The following is a 21,560-nucleotide window of genomic DNA, read 5'->3' on the forward strand; positions in this document are numbered from 1 at the left end:
ACAAACGGTCAGAACCGGGCCCTACCAGGCACTAAAACGGAAGTAATCCCGCAGACCAGGCGCCGCCCGCGATGAGCGCGATCACACCGCCGAGCGCCGCGAGTACCGCGATCACGATGTCGGTGGTGCTCGACCCCCGTGCGGGATCCGAAGTGTTAGACGGCGTCTCCGTCGGCCCAATCGGCGCACCCAGCTTTGCCTCTGCGAGCTCGCGCAGGGTCTTCGGGGCATCCGGGTCCGCAAGCACTTCCTCACGCACCTGCTTCGCCTCTTCTGCAGAGTAGTCCAGGAGCGACAGGTCGTAGTGCTCGGCAAACACCTCCTCACCGTCCTTGTTGCGCACCGCCACGTCGAGCGGCATCGTTGCGCCCTTGAGGTGCTGCACCCCGGTGATCGGGATGTCGAAGGTCGCCGACGGCGTCTCCGCCAGCTGGCCGGGCACGCGGATCGTATCCGAGTAGTGCCCGCTGGGGTACGAGACGTCGACGGTGAAATCGTCCAGGTCCAATCCCAGGTTCCGGAGCTGGGCAGTGACGCTGTTGTCGTTCCGGGAGGTGATGATGGAGTTTGTGGAGGCGTCGATAAGCCTGAAGCCCGCCTGGCCCGCGTTGTGCTCGGCGGCCGCGATCTCCAGGTCCCGCACGAGCATGTCGTTGTGGGTGGCCACGGAATCGTCCGCGCCGGCGGTGGCGTTGACCTTGCCGATGAACTTGCCGCCCAGGTCAAGGTGCTCCCAGTCTGGGGCCACCTCGTAGGCCCCAGTGTAGCAGGTGTAGTCGCCGCATTGCGGGTCGTCGCCGTTGCCCTTGGCCACCGTGTCGCTGTAGTCAAAACGGGCGAACTGGTAGAGGTAGTTCATCACGGACTCGTAATGGCGCAGCAGGTCAGTTGTCTCCACGCGCGTGTCCGACAGCGCGGACCCGGTGTGGGTCAGGCCCAGGTTGTGGCCGAACTCGTGCAAAATCGTGTTGCGCACCTGGTCCTGGCCCGTCAGCCCCTCGTGCTTCGCCACGTAGAACACCGAATCGCTCACCAGCCCCATGCCGGTGGTGTAATCGTCCTTGGCCAGCTGGTCGCCGATGATGCCGACGCGGAAGACGGACTCGCGCGGACCGAGGAGCCGGTCGCGGTCAGCGGCCAGGCGGGAGTGATGGTCGGCGTCCTTGAAGTAGTACGGCTCGAAGTCCTCGGTCGCGCCGCCGTGGCGCTCCTCATAGTTGGGGATGTTGTTGAAGAGGCTGCCGGCATCAATGTGCAGGTTAATCCCCTGCTGATCAAAGAGGTCGACGAGCTCCAGGAGAGAGCTTCTCGACGGCCTGTACACGTTCGCGTTCGCAGCATTGCACGCCGCGAACTCGCCGAATTGCTCCGCGCTCGCGCCGAAGCGCTGCTCGCGGTCGCACCCCAACGTCTCCCATTCGGACTTCGCCCAGTTGAGCTGCAGGTACAGGTCGGGCCGGTGCGGGTCCGCGCCCCACGCCTGTAACGGGAACTGCTCCCCGCTCGCGGTGGTGAAGCCCTGGCGCTCCCACGCGTCCGGAAGCCCGTCGCGGTCCGAATCCACCGCGGATCCCTGCGTGGCGATGTCCATGGTCATGCTAGCGTGCAGCTTGCCCTGCGCGGGAACCGCCCGCTCCCAGCGCCCGCGCTGGAACGAAGCGCCATCCGCGCCCACGCTCCCGACCTTGCCCTCGGCTGTGGTCGCGTCCTTGTCGGTCGCGACGCCGGACGACGTGGGGTCCTTGTAACGCAACGTCGTCTCGTAGCCGCCGTCCCGCGGGGCGATCATAAACGCGCCGTCCCGAAAGCTCGCCCGGTCCTTGCCGTAGGCGGTGATGCGCGAGTTCATGTCCACGCTAAGTTCGCGGTCCTCGTTGCGCAGGTTGGTCAGGGTGACGTCGACAGCCATGGACTTCTTGCCCACCGTGAACGTGCGTTCCACCTTCACGCCCTGCGACGCATCTTCGTGCGTCAGCGTGACCACATCTGTGCCGCCTTTGGACGATGTGCGCACACTCGTCGCGCTCGGCAGATAACGGACGCTGCCGCCGTCGGCGCGCAGCGCGACGTCGAAGCTGCCGGCCATAATCCCCGCCACGGAATAGGGGTGCTCGAACGTAAACGTCGTAGTGCGCCCCTTCGAGATGTCCATCACCGCGAACCCCTCGTCGTCGGCGCTGGGCGTCATGTGGACGCCAAAGGGCATGTCCTCCACGCCCGCACTCGCCGGGCTCGTAGTCCCCATCGCGATCATCGCCGTAGCAATCGCGGCGGCCCCCGCTCCCCTCAGGTTCACCGGGCACCCCCAGAGAAGGTGGTCCATGCCCAGTTGCCCACGGCTCCGGCGACCACCATCGCGACCATCACCACCGGGATCCACCACGCCTTGCTGAAGTCTGCGCTTTGGTCCGGCGCGTCCGCAGTCAGGGTGACGGTCGTCTCCTTCCCGTCGACGCGCAGCTTGACCGGGTACACCGCACCGCGCATCGCGTCCGATGGCACCGACGCCTTCACCGCTCCGTGTTTGTCCACGGCGACGTCTGCGCCGCCACTATCGACGATCACCACATCCGTTCCCCCACCAGCAAGAATTTCCTCCTCCTGCCCCGGTCGCAGCGTGTGCTGTTGGGACGCTGATTTCGGTGCCACCCGGAGGTGCACCGGCGCCGTCGACTGAGAGCCGTCCGAGTAGCTCACGCGCACGTTGACGTCTGCGTCCTTGGCCGTGTCCGACGGAGCGGCGGAGACGGCGCCCGTCGCTGGATCGACGGAGATGGCCCACCCCTTCAGCTCTGGGTTGTCCGCGCGGCGCCACACAAACTGAGCGTCCGCAGGAACGTCGGCGTCACCAGTCTGCTTCACCGTCACCCGTTCCCCTGGCGCCGCGGTGAGCGTCTCCCAGCCGGGGTGGAACTGCTCCGCGGTTGGCAGGTCGTTGACCTGGAAGACGGCCGTGGCCTCAGCGGTGGCGCCGCTGGGCAGGCCGACTTCCAGCGGCACCGTGACCGAATCGCCCGCCTTCGCGCCCGACGCCGCGGTGTCTAGCGTGACCTGGCCAGTCTTTGCGTCCACCCACGCGCCCTCCGAGACGGTGTGGAACGTCATTCCCCCCGGGACCGGTTGGCTGGAAAACTCGCGCCCCTGGTGCCAGATGGTCACCGTCGGCGCCGCGCTCCGCACCTTGCTCCCGACCCGTACCTGCGTCACCGGGTACGTCACGTCCTTCGGGTCCTGCGGTCCGGTCACGCGCACTGGAATGGTCTCGACCTGCCCCGCCGACGTGCGCACGATCAGGTCGTGCACACCCGGTTGCTCGTTCGCCGGGGGCATGGCCTCGACCGTGCCGTCGGTGAACACCTCTGCCCACTCCGGGCCGTCAATGCGCTCCACGGTGACCCCGCTCTCGTTGCCCGTCACCGTCGGCACCACGGTCGCGCGGCTCCCCGCGGAAACGTTGATTGCATTCCACACGTAGTCGACTGTGCGGCTCGGCCCCGGGATCATCAGGCTCGATTCCAGGTCTGCAGTGAGCTCGATTCCCGACTGCGTGTACTCCTCGCCGTCCCACGTCGCACGGTAGGCGTACGTGCCGACCGGGACTTCTAATGATACTCTGCCCGCGTAATCGGTCGTGGCCTGGAACGACCCGCCGCTGCCAGTGAGCTCGACGTCAACGTGTTCAAGCGGCCCGGCCGGGGTTGCAACCGTCAGAGTGTAGCGGGCGGTGTCGGCCGCGAGCGCCGCCGGGGCGACCAAGGCGGTGGTGACCGCCGCGCACGCCACGATGGGAGTCGTTGTCCAGTTCATTGTTCTGCCTTGCGCTGTTGAGCTTTGTTGAAGAGTTTAAATGAGGCCGCTCGCCCACGCCGCCGCTGCGCCACCGGCAATGGCCAGCAGGAGGAGCAGCGGCACGACGATGGCCGCCGAGCTGCTGCCGCTTTCCGGCTTGGGCGTTGCCTTGGGGGCTGGCGCTGCCTTCGTGGTCGGTGTTGCTTTGGTGGTCGGCGTGGTCTCGTTGTGCACCTTCGCGACCGCCGGGGTCGACTTCACGGCCCCGCCCATGGGCGTCGAGTCGGCGTTTGGGTCCTCTGCAACCGGGACGGCGAAGCGGTCCTCGAAGGTGGTGTCGCCAAGCTCATCGGTCGCGCGGACGTCGAGAGGCAATGCCCCCGGCTCCGTGGGTGTGACGGGCACGGTGATGGTCGTCGTGTTCTTGCCGGAGCGAACGCCGCCGAGCACCACGCGCTGGGTGGTGCCGCCGACGGCGACCTCGTAGCGGTGCAGATCCAGGCCCGGGTTCGTGAGCTTGAGCGTCACCTCGCCGCGCTTGCCGCTGGTCAGGTCGCCCTCGTCGGTGACCTCGACCTCGACGCGGTCGCTGCTCGCGTCGGCGCGCTCCATCTCTTTGTCCAGCTTTTTGAGCGCTGCGGTGTCGACCTTGCGCGCGTCAACGCCCGCGGTACCGACGCGGCCGCCGAGGCGCAGGGAGTTAATAAGCAAGTTGTCCCAGTCCGCGGGGACGCGGTAGTCGCCGCGGTAGCAGTTCACGCCCGAGCGGTTGCACTCCTCCGGGAGCGGACCGCCGGACACGGCCTCCACGTCCGAGTAGTCGAAGTAGGAGAACTGGTACAGGTAGTTCATCACGGACTTGTAGTTGGGCAGGTAGTCAGATTTTGGCACCTTGCCCTCGAACTTCAACGAGCCGTTGTGGTTGAGGCCCAGGTTGTGGCCCAGCTCGTGCATGATCGTGTTGCGCAACTGGCTGTCTTCGGTCATGCGCTTGTGCTTGGCCACGTAAAAACCATTATCGCCCACGAGGGAGGTGCCAACCGAGTAGTTGCTCGGGTTCATCTGGTCACCGATCACGCCGACGTGGAAGACGGAGGCACGCTGGCCCAGCAGGCGGTTGACGTTGTCCACCATGCGCAGGCCGGGGATGGAGTTACTGAAGTAGTACCGCTCGTATCCCTCGGTCTGTCCACCGTGGCGGGTGTCGTAGTTCGGGATGTTGGAGTAGGTCTCGCCAGCGTCGATGTGCAGGGAAACGCCGTGCTCATCAAACTTGTCCGCCAGCTCATCCAGGATGTGGCGGGGCGGGCGGTAGGTCCGGGTGTTCGCGGTGTCGCACTGCTCGGCGTCCGGCGTGTTCAGGCAGCCGAGTTTTTCGTACTCGGATTCCATCCAGTTCAGCTGCAGGAAGACATCGGGGCGGTGCGGGTCTGCTCCCCATTCGTTGAGGGGGAGCTGGGTTCCGTCGTCAAGCGTGACGCCCTGTTCCTCCCACTGGTCGGGCAGGCCGTCCTGATCGCTGTCTACGGCGGAGTCTTGCGTGTCAAAGGTAATCGTTGCCTTCGCCGTGAGCTGGTCGCCGGGGTCAACCGAGCGGAACCAGCGGCCACGCTGGAACTGTGCGCCGTCGGGGTCGACGTAGCCGACCTCGTCGGTCGCGGTGGTCGCATTGAAGCTGTTTGCCACACCGGAGAAACCGGGGTCTGCGAACTCCACCAACGTGTCGTAGCCGCCGTGATCCGGGCCGACGGTGAAGCGTTCGCCGTCGAAACTGCCGGTGAGCGTGCGGTTGGTGTTGATGGAATTGGTCAGGTCCAGCTGGAAGTAGGCGTCCTCGGAGCCCTGATTCGTGGCGGTGACCTCGACCGTCATCTCGGTGTCGGTGGTGCGCACGACCCGCTCGATTTGCACTCCCCTCGCGGAGTCTGCGTACTGAGCAGTGGTCACCCGCGCGCCCCGCTCATCCTTCGTGGTGACCGGCGCGTTGTCCGGCGCCATGATGCGGGCACCGTTGACAAGAATGTCGGTGTACAGCGTGTTCGACTGGGTACCCGCAACTGAATCCTCGTCGTGGTGGGAGAACTGCGTCAGGCGGGAAGCGTCCACTGTTGCCTCGATGGCACCGGCGACCGCGGGCTGCCCGCCCACGACGAGCGCTGCACCGAGCGCGACTGCGATGCAGCGTGATGCCAGCTTCCTCATGCGGCTGCTCCTCAACGTTTTTACCCTGACTATGTATGCGCCGATGCATGAAAACTATTCACGGTCGATACATGAGCCAATGCTTATCAGTTCAGTTCTGGTGTCAACTGCTTAAGCTACCCCAAAACCGCAGATTAACAACTCCCTTTGCTCCAAAACCGCGACCAATCGCCAATTCGTAGACATCGGTAAATCAAAATGTCCGGAAGCTTTCGCAGCCTGTTGAACAATCCTAGAGTGCATATTATTCACCGAGGGGTGTCCTATCAGATGAGAAGCTGTAAGGCTAATTCATACAATCGGAATCCTTTTCTCAGAATTGAGCCGGCGTCCGGCCGTTAACTGGCACAAGTCAAAATTTCTTCATTAAGGTTCGGCTTGGGCATCCTCTTAGGCCACGTGAATACCTTAGCCAGGGCAGATATGGACAATTCGACGCTTGTCAATAATGCGCTTGCCCCGCAGTGCAACGCGAGACAAGCGCATTATTTTTAGTGATTTTTACCACACTTGGCGCTAGATGAGCCCCTGGCTCAGCGCCCACCCGGCCCCTGCAGCGGCAATTCCGCCGAGCGCAAGCAGCACGGCGACTACGATCGCAACTGAAGAAACTGGCTCCTCCTGCTGCCGGGTCGGCTTCTCCGTCGGCGTCTTCGTGTTCAGTTTCGTGGCCGCCGCCGGGGCGCGATCGGTCACGCCGTCCAGCTTGGATTTGGCCATCCGTTTCACCTGCGGCGAGGCGTCGGACTTGAGCACGTCGTTGAGCACGCGCTCCGCCTCCTCAGCGGTGTAGTCCAGCACCGAGAGCTCGTAGCGGTCGGTGAAGACGCTCTCACCCGAGTGGTTGAAAATCTGCACATTGACCGGCAGGGTCGGGCCACTGATGCTGTTCGCGTTACGGATCGGGATCTTCACCTCGCGCTCCGAGCGCTTGTCCTGGATCCCGGCGAGGGTGATCTCCTCGGTGTAGCGCTGCCCGCCCGGGTAGTTGGCCACCAGAGTGAACCGCTCCGCGTCGGCGCCAAGGTTGCTGATGGTGCCTGTAGCGAAGTTCTCTTCGCTGGCGGTCACGATGCCGTTGTCGCCGCTTGCAGTGGTGTCCATCTGGAAGCCAGCCTTGCCCACGTTGGCAACGGCGGCGTTTTCTGCCAGCTTGCGGGGAGTTTTTTCGGACTGGTCGTCGTCGTCAAGCTGCCCGGAGCCCGTCGTCACATTGCCCTGGCCGATGTTGAAGCCGGGCAGGTCCAGGTTGGACCAGTCAGCTGGGATGGTGACGGACTGCTCACCGCACCCGCCGCCCTTGACGCAGGCGTTTACCCTCGCGTCGGTCGGCTCCTTGGCGTAGTCGAAGTAGCTGAACTGGTACAGGTAGTTCATCACGGACTTGTACTCCGGCACGTACACATCTCCCGCGAGCGGGTTGTCAGGCACCTCGGGCCCTGAGTGCCCCAGGCCCAGCGTGTGGCCGAACTCGTGGAAGATCGTGTTACGCAGCTGCTCCTGCGTGGTCATGTCCTTGTGGTCCGCAATGTAGAAGGCGGAATCGCGGACGAGCGCGACGCCGGAGGAACGGTTCCCCTCCGCCATCTTGTCGCCGATGATGCCAAGGCGGAACACGGCCTTGCGGGGCCCAAGCAGGCGATCGCGCTCGTCGAGCAGGCGCTGAGCCTGCGACTTATCCTGGAAGTAGTACTGCTGAAAGCGCTCGGTCTTCCCGCCGTGGGGCTCCTCGTAGCCAGCAAGCGAGGCGCTCTGGTAGGTCTCGCCCGCGTCGATATGCAGCGCGATGCCCTCCTTGGCAAAGACGTCCTCCAGGTCGCGGAGGGTCGAGGTGGAAGGGCGGTACGAGTTGACGTTGGCGGTCGCGCAACCGGCGAACTGCTCAAATTCCTCCGCCGTCGGCGCGAAGTCGTCCTTGCGCGCGCAGTTCAGGGTCTCCCACTCTGCCTGCATCCAGTTGAGCTGCAGGAACAGGTCCGGGCGCTCGGGATCGGCGCCCCACTTCTGAATCGGCAGTTCGGTCCCGTCCTCCAGCTTCAGGCCTTTGAGCTCCCACTCGTCGCGCAGCCCGTCGCCGTCCGTGTCAATCGCGGACTCTTGCGCCGCCACGCTTACCGACGCCCGCGCCTCCACCGATTCGCCAGGATCCAGCACCTCGATCCACTCGCCGGCCTGGAGCTTCGGTGTCCCTTCGCCAATCCCCTTGCTCTGCTCCTGTGTCAGCTGCTCGCGCGTGCCCGAAAAGTTCGGCTCCGTAAAGGACACGGTGGTGTCGTACCCCTCGGACTCCGGCCCCACCTTGTAGGTGTCCGCCTTCGTCTCGCGGGCGCTCACCTGATAGGGGTTCTGCAGCTCGTTGGCAAGCTCGATGTCCACCTGGCGGCGCTGCTTGCCCGCGTTGCGCGCCCGTACGTCGACGTCGATGCGGTTCCCGTAGATACGGAAGGTGCGCGTGATCTCGACGTCCGAGCGGGCGTCCGTGTAGGTGTAGGTGATCACGTCCGCCCCGCCGTCCTTGCGCACGTCGGTTGACGCGCCCCAGTTGGGTGCGAGGTTCTTTCCATCGATCCAGATGTTTGAGTACACGGTGAACTCGTGAATACCCACCGCGGCCGCGGGGTGGACGTAGGCGAGCCGGGCGCGGGAGTCCTTGCGGACCTCGCCGTCGATCCGCCCCTGCTCGGCGTTGGGGGTCTCGCCGTGGACGCGCACGGAGATTTCTCGCTGCTCCGTGGCTGCGGAGGCCTGCGGGACGGCGACGCCACCGAGCGTGAGGGAAGCGCACAGGGCGATGGCAACGGTTTTCAGGGAAGTATGCATGGTATTCACCTTTTAGATCCGGATCCCGAACTGTGAGAGCATCCGACGAATGTGGTCTTGGTTAACGAACGCGGCGTAGCCCACCCCGCCAATCGCGGCGAGGAGGCCGAGGACGATGGGCACCCAGCTGTACCCGGACGATGCGCCCGACGGCGCGTCCTGCGGGGTGGGGGTCACGGTCTGCAGGGCCGGGGCGTTGGCCTCGACATTCTTGATCCGCTGCGAACCGTCCGGGTACGAGACCACCACCGGAACTTGCACCGACTTCTTCTTGGTGACGGTGTCGTCCACGTCGACCGAGAGCTTGCCGGTGCGCTTATCGACGCTCACGTACCACCCCGGCTCGTTGAACTTCTCAGAGAGACCGAAGGTGGTCCCCTTCGGCGCGGTCGCGGTGCCCTTGCTGTCTTTGCTGTCCTTGCTGTCACGGCGTGCTTGCGAATCGGTGGTGACCTTGAGCGGGAGCAGCGCGGTAGTGCCGTCCGGGTACTGGGCGCGAACGCGGACGGTGTACGTGGCGTTGGCGGGCGCGTTCGCGGGAACATCGGCGCGGACCTTGCCGGTGCGCTGGTCAACGTCGACGCGCATGCCTGCGTCGTCCATGAGGACGAAGACGGTGCCCTCGGGGACGGAGCCCTTTGGCTCCGCGGTCACCGAGTTGCCGGTCTTGGAGACTGTTGCTGGGTAGGTCAGCGTGGTGCCCCGCTTCGGCGCCGATGCGGTAGCCACGCCGATCCTCGCGGTGATGGTGCGCTCCGACCCGTCGGGGAAGCGGACCTTCACCGGGACTTTGACCGGCTTGGCGTCGGCAGACGGGGCGGTGACGTCGAGCGCGCCGGTGCGCTCGTTGACTCCGACGACCCACCCGCCAAGTTCGGCGTCCTCGTCGAGCGCATACTCGGTGCCGTCCGGCACGCCCTTGGAGGTGTGCGCGGTGATCATTGTGTGCTGCCCGGGCCCGACTAGGACTCCGGCCTCGTAGCTTGGTGCGAGGCGGTCAGCGATCGGGGACTTGACAATTTCAAACGGGACGATCGCCTCGTCCTTCGACCTATCGGGGAAGGTGATGGCGACTTTCACCTTGATGGTGCTGCCGGGTTTCGCGTCCTTCGGCACCTTCAGCTCCACGCGGCCGTCGCTGGCGACGGTCGCGTTCGGGTTTTCAATGATGCGGTACCCGGTGCCCGCCGGCAACGGCTGCCAGCCGTACTTCTCCGGGGTGATCGTGCGGGTCGCGGCCGGCTTCGGGCTGCTGGCCCGCTCCCCCGCGCGGACGGTGCGCGGTTCGTAGGACACGTCGTACAGCGCAGCCTCAGACTGCGGCTTCCCGACCGTGATGGTCACAACGTTGTGCCCTCCGGTGGAGTTGCGGATCTCCGCCGTGTACTTCCCCGGGGCGACATTTGCCTGCGGGGCTGCTGCGACGGTGCCGTTCTGGTCGACGGTGATCCAGGTGGCGTCGAGAAGCGGCTGCCCGTCTTGGCGGGTAACCCCATCCACGACGAAGGTGACGCCTCTGCCGGCGGACTTTTGGGGGTTTGCGATCTCGATCTCGCCCGGGCGGACCTCGATGTCGCCCCAGCCGAAGTTCTCAACCGGTGCGAGCGTGGGTTTGGGTTTGGGCTTCTTCGTGGTGGGGGTCGGCTTGGGTGCGGGTTTTGGCGCGGGCTTCTTCGTGGTGGGAGTTGGCTTGGGCTTTGTGGTGGTCTTCGGTGTGGTCTTCTTCGTCGTGGGAGCTGGCTTGGGCGTTGGCGTTGGCGTTGGTGTGAGCTTGACCTCGAGCGCCTCAGTCTCATTGGGCGAAACCACTACGCTCGTAGTGCTCGCTGTATAACCATCCGCAACCACGTCGACGATGTACGTACCCGGGACAAGGCCCGCGGCCACGAACAATCCCTCGCTGTCTGTGGTGGCGGCAACTGCCCGGGCCGGGTCGTCCTCAGGGTGCACCTTCACCATGGCTCCGGCGATCGGGGTATTGCGGTCCGAGACGACCACCCCGGACAGCGCGCCGGGCAGCAGATTGACCTGAACGTCCGCAGACGCCGTCTCGCCCGGAGCGACGGTCACCCCCTGGTGCACGCCGCCCTCGATCGTTTCTGTCGCGGACACGGAGATGTTGTACGGGCCCGGTTTCAGGTCAGGGAACTGGAACCTCCCGTGTCGATCCGTGACGGTTTCATGCTGGCCGGTGCGTACTTTTACCCCGGCGACGGGGGTGCCGGAGGAATCGACCACGGTGCCGGTAATCGTGCCCGGTTTCGCAGCGACGGGGATGTCCCCCGCCCGGTTGTGCTCGGTGGGCTCGACCCTCACGCCTCTGCTTTTAGGCAGCGTGCGCGTCGAGGCTCCGACACGGATTTTTTGTTCCCCCTCCGGCACGTGGGTGAGGGTAAACGTTCCGTTGGCGTCCGTGGTGGTTTCCAACTCGCCGATGGAGACGGGGACGCCCTTGACGGGATTCTGGTGATCGTCGATCACGCGGCCCGTCACACCGATGGGCGTCAGCTCGATCGGGGTCGGGGTGTATTCCTGGCCGCTCGCCACGGTGAGGGAGACTGGCTGCTCGGCGAAGTACCCGTCCAGCGTGCCCGACTTGATGGTGTAGGTCCGGCCTGGTTCCACGTCGGCGAAGGTGACGGTACCGTCCGCGCTGGTGGTTTGGGTTTGGAGGGGTTTGCCGTCGGCGTCGACAAGCGAGACCTCGACGCCCTCGGCCGGCTCGGAGGAGTCGGCGCGCACCACCTTGCTGTGGATGGTGGCGGGCTGCGCATCGAGCGGCTCTGCAAACCCGCGGGCGCCGACGGATGAGTTGTATGCGCGCCAGGGCAACGTGTCCGCGCCAGCCGCGTTGCTGATGAACAGCGCCTCCGCTTGGCCGATGGTCACTGTCTTGGGCAGGGTAATGTCCAGCCATTTGTAGCCGCGGGCGTCCTCGAACCCGTAGCCCGTCAGCGCGCCGAAGTCCTCGGTGACCTTTCCGTTCGTCTTCAGCTGAACCTGATATTTCTCCTCTGCGGGGAAGAACCGATCCACGTTGGAATAGCGGCCCGTTGGCGTTGGGTAGTTCGGGTTCGCTTCCCGGTCAGGCAGGAAGTACATTCGCACGGACCGGACCGATTTCGACTCATAGTCGCCATCCTCGAGTTTGAAGAACCCACCCCAGCTCCGTCGCGCGTTGATGCTTTGATCATCCGTCGTGGCGTAGAGCGCAAACCCGGCTGCCTCATCAAGCACGTCGGCCGCGTGCGCGACCGGGAGCAAGGTGGGCGGCACGGCGACGACACCGGACGCGAGACAAGCAACGACTGTGGCTACGGCGAAATTACGGCTCCGAAAACCCCGCACCATATCAATTCCCAGACTTTCCTTGAGGGCAACACAGGTAACTCCATTAATTTAACTACAGATATGCCTAAACTGCACGTTTGCGGAACGCGGGCCAAATTCCGCGCGAGCGGAGTCGTTTTACTCAGCAAAGGAGGCGCGTGCTGGGTATCGTGAACCGGAGGTGTCGGCGCGCTCAGCGTCGACAAGCTTTTGCATGTGTTGACGGAAAGGTTGTTCGGAAGTGAAGATTGCGGTTCTTGGTGGGGATGGATTCTGTGGCTGGCCGGCCTCGTTGCACCTCTCCGACCTCGGCCACGACGTGGTGATTGTGGACAATCTGTCACGCCGCGCTATCGACGAGGAACTGGGCGTGACCTCCCTGACCCCGATCGCTTCCATTGAGGAGCGCCTGCAGGCGTGGAACGAAATCTCCGGGCACACGATCGGCTTCCGCAATCTCGATGTCGCGCAGGACTACGAGGGGCTGCTCGCCTTCATCCAGGAGTTCCAGCCGGACGCAGTGATTCACTACGCCGAGCAGCGCGCCGCGCCGTACTCCATGAAGACGCCGCGGGCGAAGCGATACACGGTGGATAACAACGTCAACGCGACGCACAACCTGCTCGTGGCCATCGTGGAATCCGGGCTGGACGTGCACGTCGTCCACCTGGGCACCATGGGCGTCTACGGCTACGGCACCGCCGGGATGGAGATCCCAGAGGGCTACCTGGACATCAAGGTGGACACCGAGGACGGCACCACCGTGGAACAGGAGATCCTCTACCCCACCAACCCGGGGTCGGTCTACCACATGACCAAGGTGCTGGATCAGAACATCTTCGCCTTCTACGCCAAGAACGACGAGCTGCGCATCACCGACCTCCACCAGGGCATCATCTGGGGCACCCACACCGCGCAGACGCAGCGCGACGAGCGCCTCATCAACCGCTTCGACTACGACGGCGACTACGGCACCGTGCTCAACCGTTTCCTCATGCAGGCCGCCGTGGGCTACCCGCTCACCGTTCACGGCACCGGCGGGCAGACGCGCGCCTTCATCCACATCCAGGACATGTGCAAGTGCATCCAGATTGCGCTGGAAAACCCGCCTGCCAAGGGCGACCGCGTGAAGATCTTCAACCAGATGACGGAGACGCACCGCGTGCGGGACCTGGCGCAGCTCGTCGCAAAGCTCTCTGGCGCCGAAGTGCAGATGGTGCCGAACCCGCGCAAGGAATCCGCCGAGAACGAACTACACGTGAAGAACGACACCTTTATCGGGCTCGGGCTCGAGCCCACCAAGCTGGCGGAAGGCCTGCTCACCGAGGTCGAGGACGTGGCGCGCAAGTATGCCGACCGGGCGGACCGCTCGAAGATCCCGGCGCGCTCGCTATGGACGGCGAAGCAGACCGCGGGTGTGCCGACCGGCGAGCAGTAAGCGCATGCGCATCGCGATTATCAGCGAGGTCTTCCTGCCCAAAATCGACGGAGTAGTCACACGCATCACCCGCCATCTCGACCAGCTGGCAGCGATGGGGCACGAAGTCATCGTCTTCGCCCCGGGCAACCCTCCCACGGAGTATGCGGGATTCGAGGTCGTGCCTATCCCCTCGCGGGCGCTGAAGGTTTACCCGGAGGTCAAACACGGCGTGCTCGGGCCAAAGGCGTTTCGTCGCCTCCGCGAGTTCAACCCCGACATTGTGCACGCGGTCAACCCAATCTGGACCGCTGGCTGGTCATCGCTTGTCATCTCGCGCTTTTTTCCCATGCTCGCCTCGTTCCACACCGATGTGCCGGAATACTGCGTCAAGCTGGGCATTCCGTGGGTCAAACCCATTGCGAAGTGGGGCCTTCGCACGTTCCACGGCCGTGCAGCAATCAATCTGGTCACATCCGGTCCGATGATGGATAAAGCTGCTGAGTATCGCATCCCTAACGTGCGACTGTGGCCGAAGGCCGTCGACACGCAGCGCTTTACCCCCGAGGCTCGTTCAGTGTCAATGCGCGAGCGCCTGGGCGGCGGCCCGCTCGTAATGTTCGTTGGTCGTATCTCCGCGGAAAAATCCGTCGAGCGCTGCTTCCCCATCATGGAGGAAGTCCGCAAGCGAGTTCCTGGTGCGCGTATCGCGTTCGTGGGCGAGGGCCCGCTTTACGACGAGGTACGTTCCAGCGCTCCCGACTGGGCCGTCTTCACCGGCTACCTCTCGGGGGCCGAGCTCGCTGCCGCCTACGCTTCCGGCGATGTTTTGTTGTTCCCCTCCGCCACCGAAACGCTTGGCTTCGCCGCACTTGAATCCTTCGCGTCGGGCCTTCCGGTCGTGGCTGCCAACGCCGGCGGCCTGCCCTTTGTCATTGACGACGGCGAAACTGGCATCCTTGTGGATCCAGATGCGCCGGAAACCACGTGGGCCGATGAAATTGCGCGCGTGCTCCAAGACGACGCATTGCGCACCCAGCTTTCCACCGCAGCCCGGGCGGAAGCGCAGCGCTGGACGTGGCGAGCTTCCTCAGAGCAGGTGGTCGACTACTACGACGAGGTTATTCGAAACGCAGGACGGTGACCTCGGCGGTCTCCCCGCCCGCGTATTCGCGGGATTCCGTCGCTGTCCACACTCTCGCCGAAGGATCAATGTCCTGGTAAGGGTCCACACCCGGACCACAGGCATCAACGTTGCGCGGGTCGAACCACTCGATATTTGCGCGGCCGTCTGCGATCACGCCGATGCCGGAGGCGGTCTCCCAAGCCTGGACATCGCCGTCAATGCCGGGCACGTCGTCTGGGTTGAAGCCGAGGCGCTGCGCTTCGGCCTTGTCCGTGTACGGGCAGAATACGTACGCCCGCTCCACTCCCGGCCCCGCCACATCCGCGACGGTGAAGTCCCCGGCGAGCGCGGCGTCCTGCAGCCCCATTTCGGTGCCGTGCGCACCGCAGACGGCCAGCGCGAACACGCTGGCAACGGCGGCGAGCTTACGGCGCATGACCCTAGTTACTTGATCTCTTCCGGAGCCTTGCGCTCCGGGTAGATCTTCGGGCGCACGCCCGCGATCTCCTCCACCACACGCACCACCTGGTGGGAGTAGCCGTACTCGTTGTCGTACCAGACGTAGAGCACCAGGTGATTGCCGGAGGCGATCGTGGCCAGGCCGTCCACCACGGAGGCGTGCGTCGTGCCCAGCAGGTCCGTCGAGACGACCTCGGGCGACTGGATGTAGTCGATCTGCTGGCGCAAGTTGGAGTCCGTGGACACGCGACGCAGGAAGTTGTTGACCTCCTCCTTCTCCACCTCGGTCTCCAGATCCAGGTTGAGCACCGCCATCGACACATCCGGGGTGGGCACGCGGATGGCGTTGCCCGTCAGCTTGCCCTCGAACTCCGGCAGTGCCTTGGACACGGCCTTGGCAGCACCCGTCTCGGTGAGCACCATGTTGAGACCAGCTGCGCGGCCGCGGCGGTCGCCCTTGTGAAAGTTGTCCGCCAGGTTCTGATCGTTCGTGTACGCGTGCACGGTCTCGACGTGGCCGTGCTTGACCCCGTAGCGGTCATTGATCACCTTGAGCACCGGCGTAATGCCGTTCGTGGTGCAGGACGCGGCGGACAGCACCTTTTCGTCGCAAATCATGCCCTCGTTGATGCCGTAGACAATGTTCGGGATGTCCCCCTTACCCGGCGCGGTGAGCAGGACGCGGTCGACGCCCTTGGACTCGAGGTGTTTGGACAGCCCCTCGCGGTTGCGCCACGCGCCGGTGTTGTCCACCACAATCGCGTCATTGATGCCGTAGGCGGTGTAGTCCACCTCAGCCGGATCGTTGGCGTAGATCATCTGGATCGGGGTGCCGTTCGCCCAGATGATTTCCTTTTCCTTATCCACGGTGATCGTGCCGTCGAACGCGCCGTGGACAGAGTCGCGGCGCAGCAAGGACGCGCGCTTCACAATGTCATCCTCGCCCTTCTTGCGCACCACGACGGCACGCAGACGCACGCCGCCGTAGGCAGCCTCGCGGGAAATGAGGATGCGGGCGAGCAGGCGACCGATGCGCCCGAAGCCGTACAGGACAACGTCGCGAGCCTGCAGCTCAGAGGAGGTCCCGACGACCTCGGCGAGCTCCTCTTCCAGGAACTCGCGCAGATCCTTGCCATCCGTGCGGGAGTAGTTTTTTGCCAGGCGGCCCAGGTCGATCGACGCGGTACCCAGGTCCATCTTGACCAGTTCCTTCAGGATGGGCAGCGTGTCATCAAGTGGCAGTTCGCGCTCGACGATGCGGCGCGCGTAGCGGTGCGCCTTGATGATGTCGATGTCCGTGGCCCCCAGGAGCAGGCGGCCGTAGATAGACGTGACCGCGTTGTGCTCGCGGTGCAGCTGGCTGATCAGCGGGAGCATCTCCTGCGCGAGGGTGAGCTTGTGGTTCCAGTCAGCGGCGGGGGTAGTTGATTGTGTCACTGTAGTCCTCAAATACGGTCGTTGGTGTACGAATCATGTTCGGTTCGGGGGCATTCCGAAGACCCACATGCACCCCTATATTAGCGCGCCCGGCCGCGCGCGATGACGAGAGTTCGCCCTAAAGAAAACCGCGTGTCACCTAGACATTCCCCGGCGCACACATCACACCTTTGATTGGTTCGGTGCCAGTTTCCGCGCACACCCCGGTTCGTACTTTCGCTCAGAGAGGGAGTTCCTGCGGTGCCAACACCGCTACTTCGGCGTAGCATGTCTGCCATGGATTTGAGCTCGCAGCTGAACTACAACATGCACTCCGGCGCGCAGGACCTTCGCGACGCACTTTTCACCCCGACGACGGAGATTCTGCCCCGATCGTGGCAGGCCTCCCTCGACGACCTGAGCTACTCGGTCATCGGCCTGTGGGACTCGATCGTCCGCGCAGTGGAGACGTTTCTGATTTAACCTCCCCTACTTCAGCACCTCCCTGTACTTCTCCGGCGACGGCTGGGGCGCGAACGACGGCGCCTGATCCTTGTCCACCAGCACCGCGCGCACACCCTCCGCAAAGTCCGGCTCTCCGCGCATCAGCTCGCCGAGCACGCGCTCGTTGTCCAGGGAGCCGGCGAGATCTTGGGTGGCGTTGGCGTGAAAAAGCTCAGCCGCGGCGACGAGCGCGGAGGGCGAGGCCTGCGCGGTAAGTTCGCGGACCTTGGCGCCGAACTCGCCGGCGGCGTCGAGGCGCCCCTCAATCTCGGCCCACGATCCGGCGAAGACCTCCTCGATCTGCTCGTACCACCGGGCAAGCCCGCTCTCGCCGGCGGGGAGGGCGAGGGCGTCGAGGGCGGTGACGCCTTCGTCGATAAGCTTTTCTACAAGCCCTTCAAAAGATTCCACCTTGTGCGAGGCCAGGCCGAGCGCGAGCATGTCGTCCGCAGTCATGCGGTAGCCGGTCAGTCCAAGGAACTTCCCGAGCGCGAGCGACGGGCGGGCCGGCAGGTGCTGCAGCTTCCAGGATTGGCCCACGTCCGTGATGTAACCGATGTTCATCTCCGGCATGGAGGCGAACGCGTCCTTGTGCACCACCAGGTGCGAGCCGAGCGCCGAGATCCCCATGCCGCCGCCCATGTCCACGCCGGAGACCAGCGCGATATACGGCTTGGGGTAGTTGGCAATGTAGTTGTTCATCTCGTATTCTTCGGCGAAGAACGCGCTGATCTCCTCGGTCTTTCCGGCGAGGACGCCCTCGCGCGCGTACTTCACGTCGCCGCCCGAGCAGAAGTGCTTGGAACTCGAGCGGACGATCACCTGCGTGATCGCGTCGTTTGCTTCCCACGCGCGCAGCGCCGTGTAGATGCCGTGAATCATCTCGCCGTTGAGCGAGTTCAGCGCCTTCGGCCGGTTGAGCGTGATGATGCCCGTGGTGCCGCGGGCTTCGACGTTGAGCAATTCGGTGTTCAAGGATTCAGTCATACTCCCTAGTGTTGCACATCACAGCGAGTGCGGGTGTAGAGACAGCGGGTATGGTGTGAAGAATGAATGCCCCGCGCTTAGTAGCCCTGGATATGGACGGAACGCTGCTCGCCCCCAGCGGGGCGATCCCCGAGCACTTTTGGCACACGCTCGACCGGGCGCGCGCCGCCGGCATCACCGTCGCCCCCGCCTCCGGCCGCCAGCTAGCCACGCTGCGCTCCATGTTTGCGCGCAACGAACCCGACACCTTTATCGCGGAAAACGGAGCCGTGGTCCAGCACCTGGGCGAGATCGTGTCCGCCATCACCATGCCGGAGGACACCGTGCGCCGCTTTGTCGACGCCTTCCCGCACGCCCCCTTCACCGCCCACCCCGTCATGTGCACGCCCGAGGCCTCCTTCACGCTCGCCGACACCCCCACCGAGGTGCAGCGCGAGGTGGACAAGTACTACCTGGCCAACGAGCGGGTCAGCACGCTTGCCGACGCTCCCGCGCACCGCATCGTCAAAATCGCCCTCTTCGTCGACGGCGACGCCGAGTTGGACGGCCTGCCCTGGGTCCGGGAGACGGTACCGGAGCTCGAGGCGCTCGTGAGCTCCAAGCACTGGCTGGACATCATGCCGCCCGCCGCGTCCAAGGGCGCGGCGCTCACCGCGCTGGCGGCAACCCTCGGCATCGCGCAGGAGGACACCGCCGCGATCGGCGATTACCTCAACGACTTCTCCATGCTGCAGGCCGCCGGCACCGCCGTCGCGATGGGGAACGCGCACCCGGACCTCAAGGCGATTGCGCATGAGGTCATTGGGACGAATGGGGAGCACGCGGCCGTCGATAAGCTTGCCCAATGGGCCAAATGATCGACTTCGCACAACCCGCTGACCTCGTCGCCCCGCAGTTGCTGGGGTGCCTGATCACGCACCGCGGCGTGACGGTGCGGCTGACCGAGGTGGAGGCCTACACGGGCGCGAGCGACCCGGCCGCGCACACGCACCGGGGGAAGACCGCCCGCAACGCCGCCATGTTCGGGCCGGGCGGGCGGCTGTACGTCTACCTGTCGTACGGGATCCACCTCAACGGCAACATTGTCTGCGCGCCGGAGGGCGACGGGCAGGGCTGCCTCATGCGCGGCGGCGAAGTCATCGCGGGCGAGCCGCTGGCGCGGAAGCGACGGCAGCGGCCTGATCGCAACCGGATTCCCTTTGCAAATCTGGCGCGCGGTCCAGGGAATTTAGGGCAGGCGCTGGGGCTCGAGCTCGCGGACAACGGGACGCCAGTTGAGCTCACGCCGCGAGAGACGGAGCCGGAATGGGTGGCCGGGCCGCGCATTGGCATTAGCAAAAACGCGGACGCCCCACTCAGGTTCTGGATCCCGCGCGACCCGACCGTGTCCACGCCGCGCGGGTACCCGAAGCAGTAACGCTACTTCTTCTTCTTTTTGCCCTTCTTGTGCTTCTTGCCGGGCTTTTCCGACTCAACGCGGCGCTGCTCCAGCTTCGCGGCGGCGTCCGGCACGTAGCGGAACTCCTCGCGCGGGGGGCGCTCGTAGTCGGTGATCTCCGGGCGCTCCGGAATCTCCGGCAGGTCCACCTCGACGTGCTCGTAGGGCACCGTGGACAGGAGGTGCGAGATGACGTTGATGCGCGAGCGCTTCTTGTCCTCGCTCTCCACCGTGTACCAGGGCGCGGACGGGATGTCGGTGTGGATAAACATCTCGTCCTTTGCGCGGGAGTAATCCTCCCAGCGCGTGATGGACTCCAAGTCCATTGGCGAGAGCTTCCACTGGCGCAGCGGGTCCTCCTTGCGGGACTGGAAGCGCTTGTATTGCTCCTCGTCGGACACCGAGAACCAGTACTTGCGCAGCATGATCCCGTCTTCTACCAGGAGACGCTCGAAAATCGGGGCCTGGTGGAGGAAGCGGCGGTACTCCTGCGAGGAGCAGAAGCCCATCACGCGCTCGACGCCGGCGCGGTTGTACCAGGAGCGATCAAAAATCACGATCTCGCCCGCTGCTGGGAGCCGCTCGACGTAGCGCTGGAAGTACCACTGCCCCTGCTCGCGCTCGGTCGGCTTTGGCAGCGCCTCGATACGGCACGTGCGCGGGTTGAGATACTGGGTGATTCGCTTGATCGCGGACCCCTTTCCGGCAGCGTCGCGCCCCTCCATCACGATGACGAGGCGCGCGCCGGTGCGCACGACCCACTGCTGCATCTGCACAAGCTCCGCCTGGAGTCGCACGAGCTCCTGCTCGTACGCCTTTTTGGAAAGCTTCGGCGGCTTCTTCGCCGCATGTTCTTCGCTCATGTCTTTCACCGTACCCAGGATGAAAGCTGCCGAGCAAAATGCTCAACCTAGCGGTTGACCTTGAACTCCGCCATCTCGTCCCACTCGGTCTTGCCCTCGATGAGCGTGTTGATGATGGTCGGGGTCTCCTTCAGGACCTTCGGGAACAGCTCCTGGGCGTCCTTGAAGTGCTGCGAGTTGACGTGCGCCTCAGCGGCGTCGTCCTTGAACGCCTCAACGAGCAGGTACTCCTTCGGGTCATCCTCGGAGCGGTACCAGTTGAAGAAGAGGCAGCCGTCCTCGGCGCGGCTGGCGTTGGTGAACTCCGACACGACCTCGCGGAAGTTCTCTACGTGCTCATCAAGCGGCTTGAATCGTACGTTAATCAAAATCATGAGGACCACCGTACCCGGACTTGGCGGATGGGGTTGCGCGCCAATTGTTCAACAACTCTGCGCTACGCTTGTCTGCAATGTACGCGCTCGCGCTCGGCCCGGTGCATAAAAGGGGGAGTTTCCCCTCCTCCACCCGGCTGTAGCGAGTACCGTAAATATGTTGTCTTCTTCCCCACCTCGAGCCGGATGCCATGCTTGCCCAAAATGTTGCCGCCGAAGTTCGCCGCGCCATCTCGCGTGGCGAGTTTTCGCCTGGCCAGAAGCTCAACGAGGTAGCACTGGCCGAACGTTTCGGCGTCTCGCGCAACACGCTGCGCGAGGCGTTTGCCATGCTGACGTCGGAGGGGCTGTGCGAGCGACTTCCCAACCGCGGCGTATTTTTGGCCACCCCCTCCCCCGAGTTTGTCACGGACACCTACCGCGCCCGCGCCGCCATCGAGCCCGCGGCGTTGCTGTGGGGCGAGCACCTCGACATCGAGCGGCTCACCCTGCTCAACGAGGAAGCACGGGAGGCGATCGCACAGAACGATGATGACCTCGTCTCCGCGATCAATCAGGCGTTCCACCACGTCGTCCTCTCCGCGATGGGGTCCAAGACGTTGGGCGACACGATGGACCAGCTCGACGCCTTCTTGCGCTTGGCCACGCTGCCGATCGTGCAGCAGCAGCCAACGTTTCACCGCCAGTTCATTGACGTCAACGAGCATCTCGTCGAGCTCCTGCTTGAGGAGCGCCGGCAGGAGGCGTCCGATTACCTGCAGGAATCGCTGGAAGAGCAGGGGCGGATGGTCAACGAGCTGATTGCCAAGATCAACAACGGCGAACCGATTTAGCC

The 21,560-nt window shown here is 64.5% G+C and carries 16 protein-coding genes; 6 read left to right on the forward strand and 10 right to left on the reverse strand.

Annotated elements, in window-relative coordinates; genetic code table 11:
* Window positions 1–31: 31 nt before the first annotated feature.
* The 5 genes from CKJ84_RS03480 to CKJ84_RS03500 all read right to left on the reverse strand — a co-directional run bounded on the left by CKJ84_RS03480 (window position 32) and on the right by CKJ84_RS03500 (window position 12,087).
* A complete protein-coding gene (locus CKJ84_RS03480) occupies window positions 32–2,323 on the reverse strand; it encodes a hypothetical protein (RefSeq protein ID WP_158221665.1) in 2,292 nt (763 codons plus the stop codon).
* Window positions 2,293–3,807 (reverse strand): YPDG domain-containing protein, encoded by a 1,515-nt coding sequence (locus CKJ84_RS03485; RefSeq protein ID WP_095545952.1) that lies wholly within the window; start codon window positions 3,805–3,807, stop codon window positions 2,293–2,295. Before CKJ84_RS03485 ends, CKJ84_RS03480 begins: the two co-directional genes overlap by 31 nt.
* A gap of 36 nt (window positions 3,808–3,843) precedes the next feature.
* The gene (locus CKJ84_RS03490) at window positions 3,844–5,991 is read right to left on the reverse strand and encodes a hypothetical protein (protein WP_095545953.1); all 2,148 of its coding nucleotides are present in this window, start codon (window positions 5,989–5,991) and stop codon (window positions 3,844–3,846) included.
* A 516-nt stretch (window positions 5,992–6,507) separates the two neighbouring features.
* Window positions 6,508–8,811, reverse strand: a complete 2,304-nt coding sequence (locus tag CKJ84_RS03495) for a hypothetical protein (protein ID WP_095545954.1) — start codon at window positions 8,809–8,811, stop codon at window positions 6,508–6,510.
* Window positions 8,812–8,823: 12 nt separating this feature from the next.
* The gene (locus CKJ84_RS03500) at window positions 8,824–12,087 is read right to left on the reverse strand and encodes a Rib/alpha-like domain-containing protein (protein ID WP_095545955.1); all 3,264 of its coding nucleotides are present in this window, start codon (window positions 12,085–12,087) and stop codon (window positions 8,824–8,826) included.
* 295 nt (window positions 12,088–12,382) lie between these two features.
* Between CKJ84_RS03500 and CKJ84_RS03505 the strand changes: the two genes are divergently transcribed.
* The gene (locus CKJ84_RS03505) at window positions 12,383–13,579 is read left to right on the forward strand and encodes an NAD-dependent epimerase/dehydratase family protein (protein ID WP_095545956.1); all 1,197 of its coding nucleotides are present in this window, start codon (window positions 12,383–12,385) and stop codon (window positions 13,577–13,579) included.
* Window positions 13,580–13,583: 4 nt separating this feature from the next.
* Entirely contained in the window at window positions 13,584–14,702 is a 1,119-nt protein-coding gene (locus tag CKJ84_RS03510; protein WP_095545957.1) for a glycosyltransferase family 1 protein, read from the forward strand.
* Here the strand turns inward: CKJ84_RS03510 and CKJ84_RS03515 are convergent.
* Window positions 14,680–15,120 carry a hypothetical protein gene (locus tag CKJ84_RS03515; RefSeq protein WP_095545958.1) on the reverse strand — a complete coding sequence of 147 codons (441 nt, stop codon included), beginning with the start codon at window positions 15,118–15,120 and terminating at the stop codon, window positions 14,680–14,682. The two genes, CKJ84_RS03510 and CKJ84_RS03515, sit on opposite strands and share 23 nt — an antisense overlap.
* Window positions 15,121–15,128: 8 nt before the next feature.
* Window positions 15,129–16,580 carry a glyceraldehyde-3-phosphate dehydrogenase gene (locus CKJ84_RS03520; RefSeq protein WP_095545959.1) on the reverse strand — a complete coding sequence of 484 codons (1,452 nt, stop codon included), beginning with the start codon at window positions 16,578–16,580 and terminating at the stop codon, window positions 15,129–15,131.
* 276 nt (window positions 16,581–16,856) lie between these two features.
* On the opposite strand from CKJ84_RS03520, the gene CKJ84_RS03525 reads away from it, so the two are divergent.
* On the forward strand, window positions 16,857–17,042 hold the full coding sequence (locus CKJ84_RS03525; RefSeq protein WP_095545960.1) for a hypothetical protein: 186 nt from the start codon (window positions 16,857–16,859) through the stop codon (window positions 17,040–17,042).
* A 6-nt stretch (window positions 17,043–17,048) separates the two neighbouring features.
* Here the strand turns inward: CKJ84_RS03525 and CKJ84_RS03530 are convergent, their stop codons facing one another.
* A complete protein-coding gene (locus CKJ84_RS03530; RefSeq protein ID WP_095545961.1) occupies window positions 17,049–18,050 on the reverse strand; it encodes a 3-hydroxyisobutyryl-CoA hydrolase in 1,002 nt (333 codons plus the stop codon).
* A gap of 62 nt (window positions 18,051–18,112) precedes the next feature.
* Here CKJ84_RS03530 and CKJ84_RS03535 point away from each other — a divergent pair, with 62 nt between their 5' ends.
* Both CKJ84_RS03535 and CKJ84_RS03540 read left to right on the forward strand, forming a co-directional pair.
* Window positions 18,113–18,907, forward strand: coding sequence for an HAD family hydrolase (locus CKJ84_RS03535; RefSeq protein WP_095545962.1), 795 nt, complete (start codon window positions 18,113–18,115; stop codon window positions 18,905–18,907).
* Complete coding sequence (locus CKJ84_RS03540; protein ID WP_095535719.1) at window positions 18,904–19,467, forward strand: DNA-3-methyladenine glycosylase; 564 nt, start codon at window positions 18,904–18,906, stop codon at window positions 19,465–19,467. Before CKJ84_RS03535 ends, CKJ84_RS03540 begins: the two co-directional genes overlap by 4 nt.
* A gap of 2 nt (window positions 19,468–19,469) precedes the next feature.
* Here CKJ84_RS03540 and ppk2 read toward each other — a convergent pair whose 3' ends face one another.
* Both ppk2 and CKJ84_RS03550 read right to left on the reverse strand, forming a co-directional pair.
* Complete coding sequence (gene ppk2, locus CKJ84_RS03545; protein WP_095537708.1) at window positions 19,470–20,351, reverse strand: polyphosphate kinase 2; 882 nt, start codon at window positions 20,349–20,351, stop codon at window positions 19,470–19,472.
* A gap of 47 nt (window positions 20,352–20,398) precedes the next feature.
* Complete coding sequence (locus tag CKJ84_RS03550) at window positions 20,399–20,725, reverse strand: putative quinol monooxygenase (RefSeq protein WP_095276950.1); 327 nt, start codon at window positions 20,723–20,725, stop codon at window positions 20,399–20,401.
* A 191-nt stretch (window positions 20,726–20,916) separates the two neighbouring features.
* On the opposite strand from CKJ84_RS03550, the gene CKJ84_RS03555 reads away from it, so the two are divergent.
* Window positions 20,917–21,558 (forward strand): GntR family transcriptional regulator, encoded by a 642-nt coding sequence (locus CKJ84_RS03555; protein ID WP_095545963.1) that lies wholly within the window; start codon window positions 20,917–20,919, stop codon window positions 21,556–21,558.
* Window positions 21,559–21,560: the final 2 nt, after the last annotated feature.

The organism is Corynebacterium sp. NML 120412 (genome assembly GCF_002285155.1).
Lineage (GTDB): Bacteria > Actinomycetota > Actinomycetes > Mycobacteriales > Mycobacteriaceae > Corynebacterium > Corynebacterium gottingense.

Bases quoted from the DNA above. Each gene is read 5' to 3' on its own strand.
- CKJ84_RS03480 (WP_158221665.1), bottom strand. From the start codon at position 2,323: ATGGACCACCTTCTCTGGGGGTGCCCGGTGAACCTGAGGGGAGCGGGG.
- CKJ84_RS03485 (WP_095545952.1), bottom strand. From the start codon at position 3,807: ATGAACTGGACAACGACTCCCATCGTGGCGTGCGCGGCGGTCACCACC.
- CKJ84_RS03490 (WP_095545953.1), bottom strand. From the start codon at position 5,991: ATGAGGAAGCTGGCATCACGCTGCATCGCAGTCGCGCTCGGTGCAGCG.
- CKJ84_RS03495 (WP_095545954.1), bottom strand. From the start codon at position 8,811: ATGCATACTTCCCTGAAAACCGTTGCCATCGCCCTGTGCGCTTCCCTC.
- CKJ84_RS03510 (WP_095545957.1), top strand. From the start codon at position 13,584: ATGCGCATCGCGATTATCAGCGAGGTCTTCCTGCCCAAAATCGACGGA.
- CKJ84_RS03515 (WP_095545958.1), bottom strand. From the start codon at position 15,120: ATGCGCCGTAAGCTCGCCGCCGTTGCCAGCGTGTTCGCGCTGGCCGTC.
- CKJ84_RS03525 (WP_095545960.1), top strand. From the start codon at position 16,857: ATGGATTTGAGCTCGCAGCTGAACTACAACATGCACTCCGGCGCGCAG.
- CKJ84_RS03530 (WP_095545961.1), bottom strand. From the start codon at position 18,050: ATGACTGAATCCTTGAACACCGAATTGCTCAACGTCGAAGCCCGCGGC.
- CKJ84_RS03535 (WP_095545962.1), top strand. From the start codon at position 18,113: ATGAATGCCCCGCGCTTAGTAGCCCTGGATATGGACGGAACGCTGCTC.
- CKJ84_RS03540 (WP_095535719.1), top strand. From the start codon at position 18,904: ATGATCGACTTCGCACAACCCGCTGACCTCGTCGCCCCGCAGTTGCTG.
- ppk2 (WP_095537708.1), bottom strand. From the start codon at position 20,351: ATGAGCGAAGAACATGCGGCGAAGAAGCCGCCGAAGCTTTCCAAAAAG.
- CKJ84_RS03550 (WP_095276950.1), bottom strand. From the start codon at position 20,725: ATGATTTTGATTAACGTACGATTCAAGCCGCTTGATGAGCACGTAGAG.
- CKJ84_RS03555 (WP_095545963.1), top strand. From the start codon at position 20,917: ATGCTTGCCCAAAATGTTGCCGCCGAAGTTCGCCGCGCCATCTCGCGT.